The sequence below is a fragment of the Sphingomonas aerophila genome, from assembly GCF_014199305.1.
Classification (GTDB): domain Bacteria; phylum Pseudomonadota; class Alphaproteobacteria; order Sphingomonadales; family Sphingomonadaceae; genus Sphingomonas; species Sphingomonas aerophila.
In genome coordinates, this window is record NZ_JACIJK010000005.1 from 49,596 (window position 1) to 65,344 (window position 15,749).

18 protein-coding genes are annotated in these 15,749 nt (G+C 67.6%); 9 read left to right on the forward strand and 9 right to left on the reverse strand.

Going from position 1 to position 15,749, the window contains the following annotated elements; translation table 11 throughout:
- Positions 1-19: 19 nt before the first annotated feature.
- Entirely contained in the window at positions 20-1,264 is a 1,245-nt protein-coding gene (locus tag FHS94_RS08565; RefSeq protein ID WP_184056761.1) for a dicarboxylate/amino acid:cation symporter, read from the forward strand.
- A gap of 83 nt (positions 1,265-1,347) precedes the next feature.
- Positions 1,348-2,340 (forward strand): aldo/keto reductase, encoded by a 993-nt coding sequence (locus FHS94_RS08570; RefSeq protein ID WP_184056764.1) that lies wholly within the window; start codon positions 1,348-1,350, stop codon positions 2,338-2,340.
- A gap of 7 nt (positions 2,341-2,347) precedes the next feature.
- On the opposite strand, the gene FHS94_RS08575 is transcribed toward FHS94_RS08570, so the two are convergent.
- The 3 genes from FHS94_RS08575 to FHS94_RS08585 form a co-directional block, all read right to left on the reverse strand.
- Positions 2,348-3,034 carry an NnrU family protein gene (locus tag FHS94_RS08575; protein ID WP_184056767.1) on the reverse strand — a complete coding sequence of 229 codons (687 nt, stop codon included), beginning with the start codon at positions 3,032-3,034 and terminating at the stop codon, positions 2,348-2,350.
- Positions 3,035-3,075: 41 nt separating this feature from the next.
- The gene (locus tag FHS94_RS08580) at positions 3,076-4,869 is read right to left on the reverse strand and encodes a peptide MFS transporter (RefSeq protein WP_184056769.1); all 1,794 of its coding nucleotides are present in this window, start codon (positions 4,867-4,869) and stop codon (positions 3,076-3,078) included.
- Positions 4,870-5,038: 169 nt separating this feature from the next.
- Positions 5,039-5,410, reverse strand: coding sequence for a nuclear transport factor 2 family protein (locus FHS94_RS08585; RefSeq protein ID WP_184056772.1), 372 nt, complete (start codon positions 5,408-5,410; stop codon positions 5,039-5,041).
- Positions 5,411-5,506: 96 nt separating this feature from the next.
- Between FHS94_RS08585 and FHS94_RS08590 the strand changes: the two genes are divergently transcribed.
- Complete coding sequence (locus FHS94_RS08590; RefSeq protein WP_184056775.1) at positions 5,507-6,106, forward strand: nitroreductase family protein; 600 nt, start codon at positions 5,507-5,509, stop codon at positions 6,104-6,106.
- Between the two features lie 26 nt (positions 6,107-6,132).
- Positions 6,133-6,495 carry a GntR family transcriptional regulator gene (locus FHS94_RS08595; RefSeq protein WP_184056778.1) on the forward strand — a complete coding sequence of 121 codons (363 nt, stop codon included), beginning with the start codon at positions 6,133-6,135 and terminating at the stop codon, positions 6,493-6,495.
- Positions 6,496-6,521: 26 nt separating this feature from the next.
- Here the strand turns inward: FHS94_RS08595 and FHS94_RS08600 are convergent, their stop codons facing one another.
- The gene (locus FHS94_RS08600; RefSeq protein WP_184056780.1) at positions 6,522-7,352 is read right to left on the reverse strand and encodes an arylamine N-acetyltransferase family protein; all 831 of its coding nucleotides are present in this window, start codon (positions 7,350-7,352) and stop codon (positions 6,522-6,524) included.
- Entirely contained in the window at positions 7,349-9,061 is a 1,713-nt protein-coding gene (locus FHS94_RS08605) for an acyl-CoA dehydrogenase family protein (protein ID WP_184056782.1), read from the reverse strand. Before FHS94_RS08605 ends, FHS94_RS08600 begins: the two co-directional genes overlap by 4 nt.
- A gap of 40 nt (positions 9,062-9,101) precedes the next feature.
- Here FHS94_RS08605 and FHS94_RS08610 point away from each other — a divergent pair, with 40 nt between their 5' ends.
- Positions 9,102-10,046: an L-threonylcarbamoyladenylate synthase gene (locus tag FHS94_RS08610; protein ID WP_184056785.1), complete on the forward strand. Its 945-nt coding sequence runs from the start codon at positions 9,102-9,104 to the stop codon at positions 10,044-10,046.
- On the opposite strand, the gene msrA is transcribed toward FHS94_RS08610, so the two are convergent.
- On the reverse strand, positions 10,043-10,588 hold the full coding sequence (msrA, locus tag FHS94_RS08615; RefSeq protein WP_184056788.1) for a peptide-methionine (S)-S-oxide reductase MsrA: 546 nt from the start codon (positions 10,586-10,588) through the stop codon (positions 10,043-10,045). The two genes, FHS94_RS08610 and msrA, sit on opposite strands and share 4 nt — an antisense overlap.
- A 65-nt stretch (positions 10,589-10,653) precedes the next feature.
- Here msrA and galE point away from each other — a divergent pair, with 65 nt between their 5' ends.
- Positions 10,654-11,652 carry a UDP-glucose 4-epimerase GalE gene (galE, locus tag FHS94_RS08620; RefSeq protein WP_184056791.1) on the forward strand — a complete coding sequence of 333 codons (999 nt, stop codon included), beginning with the start codon at positions 10,654-10,656 and terminating at the stop codon, positions 11,650-11,652.
- Position 11,653: 1 nt separating this feature from the next.
- Complete coding sequence (locus FHS94_RS08625; protein ID WP_184056794.1) at positions 11,654-12,487, forward strand: HpcH/HpaI aldolase/citrate lyase family protein; 834 nt, start codon at positions 11,654-11,656, stop codon at positions 12,485-12,487.
- On the opposite strand, the gene FHS94_RS08630 is transcribed toward FHS94_RS08625, so the two are convergent.
- The 3 genes from FHS94_RS08630 to FHS94_RS08640 all read right to left on the reverse strand — a co-directional run bounded on the left by FHS94_RS08630 (position 12,467) and on the right by FHS94_RS08640 (position 14,743).
- Positions 12,467-13,108, reverse strand: coding sequence for a phosphatase PAP2 family protein (locus tag FHS94_RS08630; RefSeq protein ID WP_184056797.1), 642 nt, complete (start codon positions 13,106-13,108; stop codon positions 12,467-12,469). The genes FHS94_RS08625 and FHS94_RS08630 overlap by 21 nt on opposite strands.
- 79 nt (positions 13,109-13,187) lie before the next feature.
- Complete coding sequence (locus FHS94_RS08635; protein ID WP_184056800.1) at positions 13,188-13,385, reverse strand: hypothetical protein; 198 nt, start codon at positions 13,383-13,385, stop codon at positions 13,188-13,190.
- Between the two features lie 92 nt (positions 13,386-13,477).
- A complete protein-coding gene (locus tag FHS94_RS08640; protein ID WP_184056803.1) occupies positions 13,478-14,743 on the reverse strand; it encodes a YihY/virulence factor BrkB family protein in 1,266 nt (421 codons plus the stop codon).
- A gap of 96 nt (positions 14,744-14,839) precedes the next feature.
- Here FHS94_RS08640 and FHS94_RS08645 point away from each other — a divergent pair, with 96 nt between their 5' ends.
- Both FHS94_RS08645 and FHS94_RS08650 read left to right on the forward strand, forming a co-directional pair.
- Positions 14,840-15,334 (forward strand): metallophosphoesterase family protein, encoded by a 495-nt coding sequence (locus tag FHS94_RS08645; protein WP_184056806.1) that lies wholly within the window; start codon positions 14,840-14,842, stop codon positions 15,332-15,334.
- Positions 15,335-15,344: 10 nt separating this feature from the next.
- Complete coding sequence (locus FHS94_RS08650; protein ID WP_184056810.1) at positions 15,345-15,722, forward strand: hypothetical protein; 378 nt, start codon at positions 15,345-15,347, stop codon at positions 15,720-15,722.
- Positions 15,723-15,749 lie beyond the last annotated feature (27 nt).

Below are 15,749 nucleotides of genomic sequence, written 5' to 3' on the forward strand. Positions count from 1 at the left end.
ACCCGGAGAAGAGCCAAGCATGTCGCAACCAGTCCGCATCCTCCTGGCGTTGATCGCGGGCCTTGCCGTGGGCATCCTCCTGTCCAGGGTGGGCCCGTCCGCGGCGCAGACCGGCATCCTGGTCGCCCAGCCGATCGGCACCGCCTGGCTGAATGCGTTGCAGATGACGGTGATCCCGCTGGTCGTGTCGTTGCTGATCACCGGCATCGCATCCACGACCGAAGCGGCGAACGCCGGCCGGCTGGCGGGGCGGACGATCGGCTATGCGCTGATCATGCTGGCGGTGAACGCCACCATCTCGGCAATGCTGACCCCGCTGATCCTGAACACCGTGCCAATCCCGGGCGCCGCGGCGCAGGCGTTGCGGGCGGCGCTGGCCGGGGTACCGCCGGTCGCGACGCCGCCCTCCCCCGGCGAAATCTTTGCCGCGATCGTGCCGAGCAACGCCTTTGCGGCGGCCGCTGGCGGGGCGCTATTGTCCTTGATCGTGTTCACCCTGGTGTTCGCCTTTGCCCTGACCCGTATCGATGGTGAGGGACGGACGCTGCTCGTCCGGATGTTCGCCGCGATCCGCGACACCATGCTGGTGGTGGTCGGCTGGGTGCTGTGGCTCGCCCCGCTCGGCGTGTTCGCGCTTGCGTACCTGGTCGGCGCGCGCGCGGGCAGCGCCGCGTTCGGCGCGCTGGTCCATTACCTGGCGGTGATCTCCACCATCGGCATCGTGGTGACGCTGACCGCCTATCTGTTCGCGGCGATCGGCAGCCGGGTAGGCACCGGCCGGTTCACGCGCGCGTCGTTGCCGGCACAGGCCTTTGCTGTTTCTACCCAGTCATCACTCGCGACCCTGCCGACCATGCTGAAGGCGGCGGGAGAGATGGGCATTCCGTCCGCCGCCTCGGGCGTGACGCTGCCACTGGGCGTCGCCATGGTGCGCATGACTCAGCCGGCAATGAACGTCGCTATCGCGCTCTACATCGGGCGCTGGTTCGGGGTGGAGGTGCCGGTCGCGGCGGTGGCGCTGGGCGTGCTGACGGGGGTGGTGACATCGCTCGGCTCGATCAGCCTGCCGAGCCAGCTGACGTTTTTCGCCTCGGTCGCGCCGATCTCATCCGCGATGGGAACGCCGCTTGCGCCGCTGGGTCTGCTGATCGCGGTGGAGACGATCCCCGACATCTTCCGTACCCTTGGCAACGTAACGAGCAACCTGGCGCTGACCGCAGTCGCGACGCGCGACCAGACGGTTCCGGAGGCGCGAGCCGGCTGACTATTGGACCCAAGCCCGCCTCCGCTCGTTCGGCGCGCAACTGCTCCGTCGCACCCCCGCGAGCGGAGCTGGAGCCCATGCAGATGAAGCAGCGTATTCTTGGCCAGGACCTTTCCGTTTCCGCTCTCGGCGTCGGTTGCATGCCGATGGCCGGGGTCGGGCAGAACATGTACGGCACCACCGACGACAATGAATCGATCGCGACCATTCACCGGGCGATCGACCTGGGCGTCACCTTCTTCGACACAGCCGAGATGTACGGGCCATTCCGTAACGAGGAGCTGCTGGGGCGCGCCATTCGCGGCAAGCGCGACGGGCTGGTGATCGCGACCAAGTTCGCCATGCGTTGGAACGGCACCAAGAACGAGGGGTTGGACGGCAGCCCCGCCAATGCCCGGCGCGCGGTGGAGGGATCGCTCCAGCGGCTGGGGATCGATCACATCGACCTGTTCTACCAGCACCGCGTCGACCCCAACGTCCCAATCGAGGAAACGGTGGGCGGGATGGCCGACCTGGTCCGGGAAGGAAAGGTTCTCCACATCGCGCTGTCGGAGGCCGGTCCCGAGACGATCCGCCGCGCCGCGGCAACCCACCCCATCGCGGCCCTGCAAAGCGAATATTCGCTGTGGGAGCGCGATGTGGAGGATGAGATCCTGCCGACCTGCCGGGAACTCGGCATCGGCTTCGTGCCCTATTCGCCGCTGGGGCGCGGGTTCCTGACAGGGCAGATCCGCTCCATCGACGACCTCGCGCCGGACGACTATCGCCGCCGCGACCCGCGCTACTCGGCGGAGAACATGCCCGCCAACCTTGCCATCGTTGATGCCGTGGATCGGGTGGCGAAGGCGCATGGTGTGTCCAACGCCCAGGTCGCGCTCGCCTGGTTGCTGGCGCAGGGTGAGGATGTGGTCCCGATCCCCGGGTTCAAGCGGCGTGTAACGCTGGAGGACAGCGTGGGCGCGGTCGAGGTGACGCTCAGCCCCGACGATCTCGCCGCGTTGGATGCAGCGGCACCACGGGGCCGGACGGCGGGGCCGCGCTATGGCGAACAGGCGATGCGGATGGTGCGGCTTTAGCCGCCCGTCACAGGATCCAGAGCCACACGCCGGCGGCCCAGCCGGCGAGCGGCCAATGCGCCCAGGTGGCGGCCAGCCATAGCACGACGCCACCCGCCAGGTCGTGCGGCCGAAAACCACCGAAGCGGGCGCGACCGGCAATGATCGCGGCAAAGGGCCAAAAGCTGGTTCGCCTTTCCCAGGCGGGCCAGCTCTCGGGCTGAAGCCGCTCCTTTTTGCGATCCTGCAACGCCGCGCCGACCAGGGCGAGGATGATGATCGATGCCGCCAGAACGATGTTGGCCGCGATCGGATAGACCAGGATGTGCGCGACGCCCCAGAGCGCGAATGACCACATCATCGGGTGCCGCGTCACCGCGAACACGCCCCGCGGCTCCGCCGGGGCCTTCACCGGCGCACCACCGGACGGCAGGGCCGGATTGCCGATCAGGGAGCCGAGCAGCAGCACGCTCGCAGCCAGCATGATCAGCGTCGCCACGGCCCAGATGCCATCGCCGACCCACCACAGGGGCGGCGTCGCGGGCGCCCGGCGATAAGCGGAAGCGAGCCAGCCGAGCGTGGCGAACGCCACCAGCGAGTAGACGAGCAGGAAGCCGCGCTCGCCGATCCTCCCGACGATGCCGCCCCTGAACGGATGCGACAGGAGGAAGTGCGTTCCCACGAACGCCGCCGCCGCGGCTGTTACTTCCTCCATGTCCTGCCCTCCCGAGCGCAGCCGCGCTTGTGCGCTGCGCCCTACTGTACGCCGTGCATCCAACGCTTGATCAGCGGCGAGATCAACAGCAGCACCACGCCGATGCCGGCCGCAACCAGGCCGATGGTCCAGAACACGCCGTTATAGGTGTCGAGCGAGACCTTCAGGTTGGTGACCTCGCCACCCACTGTTTCGACACTCGCCACCTGCGCGATCACGCCCGCGACATATTGCGCGACGGAGATCGACAGGAACCAGACGCCCATCATCAGGCCCACGACGCGGGCGATCGACAGCTTGGTCACCATCGACAGGCCCACGGGCGAGATGCACAGCTCTGCCACCGAGTGGATCAGGTAGAGCCCTGCCAGCCACCAGATCGCGACCTTGAAGTCCGATCCCGCGAACTGCCCGCCCCAGACCAGGAACAGGAAGCCCAGGCCAACGCCGATCAGCGCCAGGGCAAACTTCACCGGCACCGACGGTTCGATGCCGCGCTTCGCCAGCGTGGTCCACATCGCCGCCATGATCGGCGCGAACATGACGATGAAAGCGGCGTTGAAGAACTGCGTCTGCCCGGCATTGATCCCGAAATCGCCGAACACGCGCAGGTCGGTGTTGCGGTCGGCAAACAGGATCAGCGACGATCCGGCCTGTTCGAACAATGTCCAGAACACGACGTTGAAGACGATCATCACCATCGCCGCCAGCATCATCTGGAACTCCACGCGGCTACCCTTCAGGTACGACCAGATCAGGATGGCGGGCACGCCGATCAGGAAGGTCCCGAACAGCAGCTTCCCCATCAGCGACAGCGACGCGATATAGCCGATGATCCCCGATCCCGGCACTGGCGGAACCGCGTTCATCAGGTTCGTGAACAGGAGGTAGAAGGCCGGCACGCCAAGGGTGGCGAGCGCGAAGATGCCGATCGCGCGGCTGGCCGGCTGGTTGGCGGGCGCTTCCCCGATGCCGTTCAGGCGCCCGCCGTTGAACTGGATCAGCGCGAACGACAGCAACATTCCGAATGCCGCCAGGCCGAATCCTGCCCACCAGCCGACTGCCTCGGCCAGGAACGGGCACAGGATCTGCGATCCCAGGGAGCCGATGTTGATGCCCATGTAGAAGATGGTGAAGCCAGTGTCGCGGCGGCGGTCGCCGGGCGTGTAAAGCTCACCCACCATGGTCGAGATGTTGGGCTTGAAGAAACCGTTGCCGACCGAGATCAGGCACAGCGCCAGCAGCATCACCGTCACGAACAGCGGCGAACGCTCCGCGTCGGAGACGAAGGCATCGGGGGCGACATGGCGGGCGACCGCGCCATTGGCGGCAATCAGGTCAACCGAGCGGTCGTCATTGCCCTTGATGCGCAGTTGCTGGCCCTGGTCGACAACGTAACGGGTTTCCGCGCCGTTCTGCTCGACGACCTGCACCTGGTAGCGCTGGCCATCGACCGTCGCGAACGGGGTTGCGGTCTGCCCGCCGAAACAAAGCGTGAAATAGCCAAGGCTCATCATGATCGCGCCGAACTTCACCGCGCGCTTGGAGCCGAGATACTGGTCGGCCAGATAGCCGCCGATCAGCGGGGTCAGGTACACCAGCGCCGTGAAGCCGCCGTACAGCCCGGTCGCCTGTCGATCGCCAAAGATGAAATGCTTGGTGAGATACAGCGTCAGGAGCGCGCGCATCCCGTAATAGCCGAAACGCTCCCACATCTCCGTGGTGAACAGGCGTGCAAGCTGGCGCGGGTGGCCGAACCAGGTCGCCTCCGCCGCCGGATTGATGTGGCTGATATCCGGCTCGCGCGGAGTATCCGCGGTCGGGGTGTCTACCATGAGGTGGGTGAAGCTCCCTGGAATTCGGCCGATATGACGGCTCGGTTACAGGGGAAACTAGCGTTTCGACAGGCGCTGTCCACCATTGGTGCCGGAAAGACGCCGGCCCGCCGCTCGTTTCAGCAACCCACGCGCGCCACCGAAATGGTCCCTGCGACGCGCGCGATGGTCATTTCTGGTCGGCGTTGGCCGCCAGCAATGGCGTCTGCTGGTGCTGGACCACGCGCCACACTTCATGGTCCAGCCGGCGGATCACGGACGTGCAATGCGCTTCATAGCCGGCATGGCCGTCGCGTTCGGCACGGACGTGATAGCCGATGACGATCAATCCTTCCTGCGGGCGCGTCACCTGGCGATCGGTCAGCTCGGCACTTTCCCATACCGGGGTCGACGCCACCGCCTCGATCGCGGCCTGGCCGACGTACACATAGGGCGGCTGCGGCAGCACCATCACGACCTGGTCGTCCACCTTTTCACGGTAGTTGTCGGGGCCTTCGGTCCACAAGCTCTGCTCGAAGCTCCACAGCCGGTCGTCGTCCATCGTCCAAATCTCCGTTGCTCGGCGATCCAAGCGGTCGGGGGCGGACGCTTGTTCCACCCGTCGCAATCCGCGCGGGGCCGGCCTACATGCGCGGCCATGTTCAACGACCGCTCCACCCCGCTTTCGCTTCTTCTCACCCGCCGCTCCGGCAAGCCGCGCGACATGGCGGGTCCCGGGCCGAGCGAGGCGGAACTCGACACGATCCTGACGATCGCGGCACGCACGCCCGACCATGGAAAGCTTGCCCCCTGGCGCTTCGTTGTGGTGGGCGCCGACCAGCGCGATGCGCTGGCGCAGGTCATCCAGGATGCCTATCGCGCGGAGCGGCCACAGTCGTCCGACAGCGAGGTCGCCGCGTTCAGCCAGTTCGCCCACCAGGCCCCCGCCCTGGTCGTCACCCTGTCTTCCCCCAACCTCGACAGCAGCATCCCGCTGTGGGAGCAGGAATTGTCGGCAGGCGCGGCGCTGATGAACCTCAACCATGCGGCCCATGCGCTGGGCTATGTCGCAGGCTGGCTGACAGGCTGGGCAACATTCAACGACACGGTGCGCGATGCGTTCGGCGCCGCCCCGGAACGGATCGCGGGCTTCACCTTTATCGGCACCCCTGCCCGCCCGCTGGAAGAGCGGCCCCGCCCCGACCTGTCGCAGGTCGCGACCCGTTGGACCCCGCCAGCCTCCGCGGGACTCGACTGATTGCCCATGTGCTGTATTATAGCACCATGACAGCAAAGAACGGCTCTCTCACCGGGGAGGACAGCCCGGTTTACCTGAGGCTGCGGGGCACGGTCGCAGCGGGGATCCTGCGCGGCGACTATCAGGCGGGCGACCAATTGCCCTCCGTTCGCGCACTGGCCGCCGAACATGGCGCAAACCCGCTGACCGTCGCCAAGGCGTATCAAAGCTTCCAGGACGAGGGCTATGTCGAGGTTCGGCGCGGCGTCGGCATGTTCGTGCTGCCAGGCGCGGCCGAGCGGCTGCGTCTGGCGGAACGCGACAATTTCGTGGTCAACCAATGGCCGCGCATCCGCGGCTATATCGACCTGCTCGGGCTGGACGTCACTGACCTGATGGAGCGTGCCTAGGCCTTACGCCGGACCCGGCCGACCGATCAGTTTGCCGCAAAGACGGGCAGCGCGGCAACCTCGTCACGGGTCAGGTCGATCCCGAACATCATGCTGAGCCGCATCCGATAGACCCGCGGATCGTCGATCACGGCGTTGGTCTCCTCCCCTCCAGCACTGCGCCGATAGGATCGGTTCGTCAGGCACGCAAAGCCACGCGGCAGGACGATGCTGACGATTGAGGCATCGGTGAACCGGCTGCCGGGCGCGGTCGCCGCCCAGTGCGCGCCCATGGCGAGGTCCGCATCCCAGACATCGTCGGTGGTGAAGCTGTATTGCGGCCGAAAGCCTGCCGCGGTGTCGCGCCCGTCAGTGGTGCCGGGCTCGCCATCCCGCAACAGCATCCAGCCATGCGCTTCATCGCGGACCAGGCGAAAGCGGGCCCCGTCAGGCGCGGTCGCTTCGGCTCCGTCGACCAGCGGCATTGGCGGCGTGTAGCTGCCCCCGAAGCCGGGGTCCGCGATCCAGGACTGCCCATCCACTTCGACCAGCGCCAGGCTATGGGTTTGCGGCGGCGCTTCCGTGGCCCCCAGCCACACGCGCGCCAGCAGCGGCCGCGCAACGAAGCCCAGCGCCGCCAGCGCGTCCAGGAACAGCCGGTTATGTTCGAAGCAGAAGCCGCCACGGCCCTGCCCCACCAGCTTCGCGAACACCGCGTCCGAATCGATCCGGATCGGACGGCCGAGCAGCACGTCCAGATTCTCGAATGGGATCGACTGCCGATGCGCGCGTTGGAGCCGGCCCAACCCCTCGGCATCAACCGTGATGCGCGCGGGCAGGCGCAGGCGGGCGAGGTAAGCGTCGAGGTCAAAGGTCATATGGCAAAGGCCTGGGCAGGAAGACGGTAAAGGATGTCGGCGCTCGCAGTCGCGGCGGCGCGCAGCCCCAGTGCTTCCGGGACAATCTGGGCAAGGTAGAAATCAACGCAAGCCCGCTTGGTCGCCCCGAACGGATCGTCACCGGCAGCGCGCCCTTGCTGCTCCAACAACCAGCCGCAGACTGCGACGGACAACATGGTGAGAAATGGATAGCTGGCGGCGAGTCGATCGTCATGTCCGGCGGTGGCAAGGCGCGTTCCGACCAGTTCGCAGGCTTCGACAAGCGCCTTCAGATCCTCATGCTCGGCACCGCGGCGCATGTCGGCGACCAGCGACGCGAACGCTTCGCCGCCCGACAGCGCCAGCTTTCGGCCGACCAGATCGGCGGCCTGTATGCCGTTCGTGCCTTCATAGATCGGCGTGATGCGGGCATCGCGGAAGAACTGGGCGGCACCCGTTTCCTCGATATAGCCCATGCCGCCATGCACCTGGATGCCCAGGCTGGCGACCTCGTTGCCAAGGTCAGTGGCATGCGCCTTCGCAAGCGGTGTGACGACCTCCAGCCGATCGCGCGCGGCCGTGTCGCCCAGCGCGGCGCGGTCGACCTGGCCCGCGGCATAGTAGACCAATGCACGCGCCGCTTGGGTCTGCGCCTTCATCCGCAACAGCATGCGGCGAACGTCGGGGTGCTCCACGATCGCAACGGACTCGCGACTGGCGCTGCCGGTGCGGGCGGACTGAACCCGGTCGAGCGCATAGGCGACCGCCTGCTGCGTCGCCGCCTCCGCCACCTGCACACCCTGCAGGCCGACATTGAGGCGGGCATTGTTCATCATGGTGAACATCGCGCGCATGCCGCCATGTTCCGGCCCGATCAGCTCGCCCACGCAATCGTCATGGTCCCCGAACGACAGCACGCAGGTGGGCGAGGCGTGCAGGCCCATCTTGTGCTCGATCGACACCACGCGGACGTCGTTGAAGTCGCCCGGCCGCCCATCGGCATCGAGGCGGTATTTAGGGACCAGGAACAGGCTGATGCCCTTGGTGCCCGGCGGCGAACCGGGCGTGCGTGCCAGCACCAGGTGGACGATGTTGGGCGCCATGTCGTGGTCGCCGAACGAGATATAGATCTTGGTGCCCTTGATGCTCCACGTCCCGTCGTCGCGCGGGCTGGCTGTGGCGCGCAGCGCGCCGACGTCGCTGCCCGCCTGCGGCTCGGTCAGGTTCATGGTGCCGGTCCACTCGCCCGTCGCGAGATGGGGCAGGTAGAGCGCCTGTTGCGCCTGGCTGCCGTGATGCACCAGCGCCTCCACCGCACCCACGGTCAGCGTCGGGCAGAGCGCGAGACCCATGTTGGCCGAGCCCAGCGTCTCCAGCACAGCGGTCTGAATCGCGAAAGGCAGCCCCTGCCCGCCCCATGCCTCGGGCACGCCGATCGTGCCCCAGCCGCCCTCCACATAGTCGCGGTAAGCCTGTACGTAGCCGTCGGGCATGTTCACGCCATCGGGCGTCCACTTGGCGCCACCTGTGTCGCCGATGCGGTTGAGCGGCGCCCACTCGCCCGCCGCGAACTGCCCCGCCCCCTCCAGCACGGCATCGACCACGTCATTGCTCGCGGCCGCGAAGCGGTCATTCGCGGCCAGATCGCCCACGCGCACGATCTGGTCGAGCACGAAGCGCTGTTCGACAAGCGCAGGGGTGAAAGGCATCGGTTTCTCTCCTGTGTGCGTCCGGCTATAGCGCGCGGCCATGGCCGATCCAGCCCCGCGCATCATGCCCTTCGGCCCCGACGCGATCGCGGCGGCAGCTGCGCTGATCGCGGCGGGCGAGATCGTCGCGGTGCCCACCGAAACCGTGTACGGCCTCGCTGCCGACGCAGGCAATGCGGAAGCGGTGGCGCGCATCTATGCGGCCAAGGGGCGCCCCAGCTTCAATCCACTCATCGTACATGTCCCCGACCTCACCACCGTGGAAGCGCTGGCAGAGGTGGACGAGCAAGCTCGCGCGCTGGCGCATCGGTTCTGGCCGGGGCCGCTGACGCTTGTCCTGCCGCTCCGCGCCGGGGCGCCGATTGCCAGCCTCGTGACGGCGGGGCTGGACACGGTCGCTATCCGGGTGCCCGCTCACCGCGCCATGCGGGCGCTTCTGGAGGCAGCGGGCCGGCCGCTCGCGGCACCGTCCGCCAATCGGTCGAACGGGATCAGCCCGACGCGGGCGTCGCATGTCGCGGCGAGCCTTGGCGCCAGGGTGCCGCTGATCGTCGACGATGGAGCATGCGAGACGGGGCTGGAGTCGACCATCGTGCGCGGGCGCGAGGTGCTGCGGCCCGGGCCGTTGACGCGGGACGTGCTGTTCCCCGGCGAAGGGGTGCCCCTGAACTCCGGCCTGCGCGGAAGCACTGAGGGTGTGGTAACGGCGCCGGGGCAGCTTGCGACACATTATGCGCCTAACAAGGCGTTGCGGCTGAACGCAGTGAGGGCAGAGGGCGATGAGTATCTGATCGGCTTCGGCCCGGTCGCGGGCGACACCACCCTGTCGGCAAACGGCGACCTGATCGAGGCGGCCGCCGGGCTGTTCGATGCGCTTCACCGGGCCGACGCCAGCGATCGCGCCCGTATCGCCGTTGCCCCAATCCCGGCGACCGGCATTGGCGAGGCGATCAACGACCGCCTCGCCCGGGCCGCGACCCGTTAGGCCACCGCCTGCGCGCGGGATCGAGCCGCGAAGCTCTTGCGCAGCTTCTGCAGCTTGGGCGGGATCACCGCCATGCAATACGGGTTCGAACGGCCGGAGGTTTCCCAGTAATCCTGGTGATAATCCTCGGCGGGGTACCAGGTGGTCATCGGTTCGATGGTGGTGACGACCGGCTTGGTCTGGTCCGCCTGTGCCCGCTCGATCGCGGCGCGCATCTCACGCTCCTGCCCCTCGTCGGCCGGGAACATGGCCGAGCGGTACTGGGTGCCGACGTCATTACCCTGACGGTTGAGCTGGGTCGGGTCATGCGTCGCGAAAAAGATGTCGAGGATGTCCGACAGGTTCACATGGTCGTTGTCGAATCCGACGCGGATCGCCTCCGCATGACCCGTATCGCCGCCACATACCTGGCGATAGGTCGGGTTCTCGACCGACCCGCCGATGTAACCGGACTCGACGCTCGTCACGCCGACCACGTCCTTGAACACCGCTTCCGTGCACCAGAAGCAGCCGCCCGCCAGCGTTACCTGTTCGATTGCCATAACCGTTGATCTCCTTTGCGCCGATGTAGGAACGCGCTAGGCGACCCGCAAACTGGGAGATGGTGATGCTCGACGGCAAGGTGATGGTGACGGGCGGGGCCGGCTATATCGGCAGCCATGCGGTGCTGGCGCTGCTGGACGCGGGGTACCAGGTGGTGGTGCTCGACAACCTGGTTACCGGGTTCGACTGGGCGGTGGACCCGCGCGCAGCGCTGGTGGTGTCGGACGTGGCCGACGACGCCAAGGTTCGCACCGCGATCCGGGACCATGGGGTCAAGGCGATCATGCACTTCGCCGGATCGGTGGTGGTACCCGAGAGCGTCACCGATCCGCTGAAGTACTACCGCAACAACACCGCGGCCTCCCGCAGCCTGGTCGAAAGCGCCGTGGCAGAGGGCGTGCCGCACTTCATCTTCTCCTCCACCGCCGCGACCTATGGGACGCCCGACCGCGTGCCGATCCGGGAGGACGATCCCAAGCAGCCGATCAACCCGTACGGCACGTCCAAGCTGATGACGGAGATCATGCTGAGGGACGTCGCGGCGGCGCACCCGATCAACTATTGCGCGCTGCGTTACTTCAACGTGGCGGGTGCCGATCCGCAGGGACGCTCCGGCCAGTCCACCGTTGGCGCGACGCACCTGATCAAGATTGCGGTGGAGGCAGCGACCGGCAAGCGGCCAGCGGTTGGCGTGTACGGCACGGACTTCGCGACCCGCGATGGCACGGGCGTGCGCGACTACATCCACGTCGCGGACCTCGCCGCCGCTCATGTCTCGGCGCTGGAGTTGCTCGTGCAGCAGCCGGACGAGAGCCATACCTTCAACTGCGGCTATGGCCGTGGCTTCTCTGTGCTCGAAGTGCTCGACGCGGTGGACCGGGTCACCAACATGACGATCGAGCGCCGGCTGGAAGGCCGCCGTGCGGGCGATCCCGCCGAGCTCGTCGCCGACAATGGCGCGATCCTGGCGGCGCTGCCCTGGCGGCCGGAGCGCGACGACCTGGAAGTGATCGTCAAGGACGCGCTCGCCTGGGAGCGGATCCTGGCAGAGCGGGGCCGGTAGCATGCGCCTGCGCTCGCTGCTGTTTGTGCCGGGCGACCGGCCCGAGCGCTTCGCCAAGGCGGCGGCGAGCGGCGCCGATGCGCTTATCCTGGACCTGGAGGACTCGGTCGCGCCCAAGCGCAAGGACGCGGCGCGAAACGCGATCGCCGCGTATCTGGCGGAGCCGCGCAGCGTCACGGCATTCGTACGGATCAACCCGCTAGACAGTGGGCTGGCGGCGGACGACCTCCAGACAGTCCTGCCGGGCGCGCCGGACGGCATCGTGCTGCCCAAGGCGGAGGGCGAAGCATCGGTGCGCCAGCTCGCCGCAAAGCTGGCCGGCGACATCGCCATCCTGCCGATCGCGACCGAGACGCCCCATGCGATCTTCCAGATGGGCAGCTATCGCGGCTCAAGCGAGCGGCTGGCAGGCCTGACCTGGGGCGCGGAGGACCTTCCCGCGGCTATCGGTGCAGCGACCAGCCGGGAGGCGGACGGCAGCTATACCGCACCCTACCAGCTTGCCCGTTCGCTGACGCTGTTCGGGGCGCACGCCGCGGGGGTGCCGGCGATCGAGACGGTGTTCCCCGATTTCCGCAACCTGGACGCGCTCGCCGCCTATGCCGCGCGCGGGCGGCGCGACGGGTTCACCGGCATGATGGCAATCCACCCGGCGCAGGTGCCGGTGATCAACGCCGCCTTCACCCCCTCTGCAGAGGAGGTGGCGCATGCAAGGGCCGTGATAGACCTGTTCGCGGCCAATCCGGGCGCGGGCGCGCTGCAACTCGACGGGCGCATGGTCGACGCGCCGCACCTGAAGGCCGCGCGCGCGGTACTAGCGCTCGCCGCCGATTGACCGGCGCGCGGCTGCCGTCGCCTTCCACCAGGCAAGCGCCCACAGCGTGCCGAAGCACCAGCCGGCGAGCACGTCCGATGGCCAGTGCACGCCCAGCACCACCCGGCTGATCCCGATCGCCCCCACCAGCACGATCGCGAGCGCCAGGACATACCGGCGCGCCGCCTCGTCCCGCAGCACCTGCGTCGCGAGTGCGGCGATGGTGAGGTAGACAAGCGCGCTGCCCGCGGCATGGCCACTCGGAAAGCTGGCATTGTGGACGTCGACCCAATGCGGCACCAGCGTCGGGCGGGGGCGGCTGACCTCGTTCTTGACCAGCGTCACCGCCCAGCCGCCACTCCAGCACGCGGCCCCCGTGGCAAGCGCGGTGAGCCACAGCCGCTGCACCAGCAGCAGGCCGACAACCGCGATCGTGACCACGGTCAGCACGGTCACGCTGCCAAGCGCGGTCAGGTTGACGGCGGCATTTCGAACCCAGCCGACCCCGCCTACCTCCCCGCGCACCGCCAGCATGATCCAGCGGTCGATCGCGAAGGGCCAACGGTCAGCAATCAGCCCCAAAAGCAACGCGAGCGTGACGGCAACGGCGGCGATGCCCGCCCCCATCAGCAGCTGCGGCATGCGTCGGCCCTGGCGACGGGCAGTCTTGATCCTGTTCACGAACAACGAACCGGCGGAGCGCCCCCCGCGTTCCGCCGGTTCAGAAGCGGCGCCGCACCGCAGCCGCCGGTACGCTGGCCGACGACGTGCCGCGCGCAACATGAAGCGCGCGAGTTCGACGTTGCTGGACGTGCTGGACCTGGCGCCGATGCGCCCGCCGCCGTCCAAGCACCAGCCCCACACAGGCGAGCAGCGCCAGGAGCACGATCGCGATCGCCATCTGTTCAGCCGCTGCCATGGCGTGAAAATGCGCCGATCTTATGTAGCGAGCAAGATCGTTTCCGTACAATTGCTCCGAATTGGCGTTTGTAACTAAGGCGACCGCCGGTGTTACTTGCGCTTGACGGCACGCTTTGGCTTGGCCGGCTTTCCGCGGACCCAGGCGAGTGCTCCCGCCGCGGCCAGCATTGCCGCGCCCAGCGGCGCTCGCCGACGCCCGCGGACCAGGGCAAGCCCTGCGGTCGCGAGCCCGGTGTTCAGCAATCCCACGCCCTTGCCCCCGATGGCCGAGCCGGCCCGCCCGCCTGCGAAGGCCGCGACCACCCCTGCGCCCGGCCGGTGATGGATGGGGGCGTCTGCCGGTGCGTCGCTGAGGCCGGCTGATCGGGGATTACCCGCGGTCGTTCCAGCTGCATCGTCGCAACCGGCAACATGGTCGGCCACCCACGCGCCACGCTGACCGATCGGCTGCGGCGCGCCAGTGGTGGTGTCTGTCGCGGTCTGGTGCTCGCACTCCGAATTGAGCTCCGCGCCGAGCATCAGGATATAGGACGACAGGTACAGCCAGGTGAGCAGCACCACCACCGCGCCGAGCGATCCGTAAGTCGCGTTGTAGTTGCCGAAGTTGGACACATAGATCCCGAAACCCAACGTCAGCAGCAGCCAGGCGAGCGAGCACAGAAGCGAACCCGGCGTGATCCAGCTCCACTTCGCGCGCGAACGTGACGGTCCGAACTGGTATAGCGCCGCGGCCGTGGCCGATCCGGCGAGGAGCAGCAGCAGGTAGGACCCGATCTTGCCCGCGATCACCGTGGCCGTCCCGCTGGTCGGCAGCAGGTCCTCAAGCGCGGCGAGTGCCGCCGTCGCGACCACCGCCAGCACCGCCGCGACGACGCCCGCCGCGGTCATGGCGAGCGCGATCAGGTTCACCTTGATGAAGCCGCGCTTCTCCGTTTCCTCATAGGCGACGTTCAGCGCGGTGATGATTGCCCCCGCGCCGTTGCGCGCCCCGAACAAGGCAAGCGCAAGGGCAAGCAGCAGCCCCAACCCCTTCTTGCCGTCGGATGTCTTGACCACGTTCATCAACTGTTCGCCGACGAGTTGCGCGGCGTCCGCCGGCAGCGCCTTGGTCAGGCCCTGGACGTTGTGGACCACCGTTTCGGGCGTCGCAACCAGACCATAGCTGAGCACGATCGCGCCAAGCACGGGCACGATCGCGAGAAAGCCGTAAAAGGCGACGCCAGCGGCGATCAGCCCGACATTGTCGTTCCCCGCCTCTGACCAGCTGCGCCACAATACCGCTTTCCATGCCGGCCAGTCGAACTGCCAGGGACTGATGGCGTTGGCGGAGGTCGCCTTGGGGGAAATAGTTGTCATAGCAGGAGAACAGCGGGGCGATGCCGCTGTTCCCGCTTTCCGGTATTCGCTCGCTCCGTTGCCGCCTGTGGGTGCAGCACATATGGCTGGGCTGGCATGATCCTGTTCACGGCCGACACCCACTTTGGCGATCACCGCGCCATCAACATCTCGCGCCGCCCGTTTGAGAATGCGGCGGCGATGGATGCAGCGCTGATCGCGAACTGGAATGCGCGAGTCTCATCGGGGGATGAGGTATGGCATCTGGGCGATGTTGCCCGTCGGCCTGAAGCCGTGGCCGGGCTGCTGGACCAGTTGAACGGTCGCAAGCACCTGATCCGCGGCAACAACGATCCGGCCGACACGCTGGCCGCTGCGGGCTGGGACAGCGTACATGAATACATGGAGCTGGAGGTGGACGGGCGAGCGCTTGTCCTGTGTCACTATCCTTTCCGGTCGTGGAATGGGCAGCATCGCAAATCGATCAACCTTCATGGGCACAGCCATGGGCGGCTGACGCCCATGCCCCGCCAGTTCGACGTCGGCGTCGACGCCCGGGGCTTCGCGCCGGTGACGCTGGCGGAACTTCTCGGGCCGCCTGACGCAGCATGAGTAGCCCGGCGTGAGCGGCCCGCCGCCCCTCGAAACGCCGGACGGCCGTTACCTGGTCGTGCGCGGGCGATTGTGGCGGCGGACCAACCCCGCCCTGCCCGAGGCGGATCGCGTGGCGTTGGTGGCAGCACTGATGGATGCGCGCCGGGCAGTCGGGGCGGCGCTGCGGACCGGCGACGAGGATGCGCTCCGGTCGGCACGATCGGCGGTCGATGCGGCCAAGGTCGCGCTGGGCGAACGTGGCCCGGTATGGTGGAGCGACGGTGCCCCTGACCAGAACCGGCGCATGGCAAACCGTTCGACCTATGCCGATTGGTTCGCGACCCTCGACAAGCACGACGCCTTGCGACCAAAGAAGGGGGAAGAGCACGCGCCACGGAAACGCTAAGGCGCGAGCAACAAAGGGGAAGGATCA

Excerpts from the sequence above, each read along its gene's own strand:
- msrA (WP_184056788.1), bottom strand. The coding sequence starts at position 10,588 with ATGGCAATCGAACAGGTAACGCTGGCGGGCGGCTGCTTCTGGTGCACG.
- FHS94_RS08595 (WP_184056778.1), top strand. The coding sequence starts at position 6,133 with ATGACAGCAAAGAACGGCTCTCTCACCGGGGAGGACAGCCCGGTTTAC.
- FHS94_RS08645 (WP_184056806.1), top strand. The coding sequence starts at position 14,840 with ATGATCCTGTTCACGGCCGACACCCACTTTGGCGATCACCGCGCCATC.
- FHS94_RS08610 (WP_184056785.1), top strand. The coding sequence starts at position 9,102 with ATGGCCGATCCAGCCCCGCGCATCATGCCCTTCGGCCCCGACGCGATC.
- FHS94_RS08640 (WP_184056803.1), bottom strand. The coding sequence starts at position 14,743 with ATGACAACTATTTCCCCCAAGGCGACCTCCGCCAACGCCATCAGTCCC.
- FHS94_RS08590 (WP_184056775.1), top strand. The coding sequence starts at position 5,507 with ATGTTCAACGACCGCTCCACCCCGCTTTCGCTTCTTCTCACCCGCCGC.
- galE (WP_184056791.1), top strand. The coding sequence starts at position 10,654 with ATGCTCGACGGCAAGGTGATGGTGACGGGCGGGGCCGGCTATATCGGC.
- FHS94_RS08630 (WP_184056797.1), bottom strand. The coding sequence starts at position 13,108 with ATGCCGCAGCTGCTGATGGGGGCGGGCATCGCCGCCGTTGCCGTCACG.
- FHS94_RS08575 (WP_184056767.1), bottom strand. The coding sequence starts at position 3,034 with ATGGAGGAAGTAACAGCCGCGGCGGCGGCGTTCGTGGGAACGCACTTC.
- FHS94_RS08580 (WP_184056769.1), bottom strand. The coding sequence starts at position 4,869 with ATGGTAGACACCCCGACCGCGGATACTCCGCGCGAGCCGGATATCAGC.
- FHS94_RS08585 (WP_184056772.1), bottom strand. The coding sequence starts at position 5,410 with ATGGACGACGACCGGCTGTGGAGCTTCGAGCAGAGCTTGTGGACCGAA.
- FHS94_RS08635 (WP_184056800.1), bottom strand. The coding sequence starts at position 13,385 with ATGGCAGCGGCTGAACAGATGGCGATCGCGATCGTGCTCCTGGCGCTG.
- FHS94_RS08605 (WP_184056782.1), bottom strand. The coding sequence starts at position 9,061 with ATGCCTTTCACCCCTGCGCTTGTCGAACAGCGCTTCGTGCTCGACCAG.
- FHS94_RS08600 (WP_184056780.1), bottom strand. The coding sequence starts at position 7,352 with ATGACCTTTGACCTCGACGCTTACCTCGCCCGCCTGCGCCTGCCCGCG.
- FHS94_RS08625 (WP_184056794.1), top strand. The coding sequence starts at position 11,654 with ATGCGCCTGCGCTCGCTGCTGTTTGTGCCGGGCGACCGGCCCGAGCGC.
- FHS94_RS08570 (WP_184056764.1), top strand. The coding sequence starts at position 1,348 with ATGAAGCAGCGTATTCTTGGCCAGGACCTTTCCGTTTCCGCTCTCGGC.
- FHS94_RS08565 (WP_184056761.1), top strand. The coding sequence starts at position 20 with ATGTCGCAACCAGTCCGCATCCTCCTGGCGTTGATCGCGGGCCTTGCC.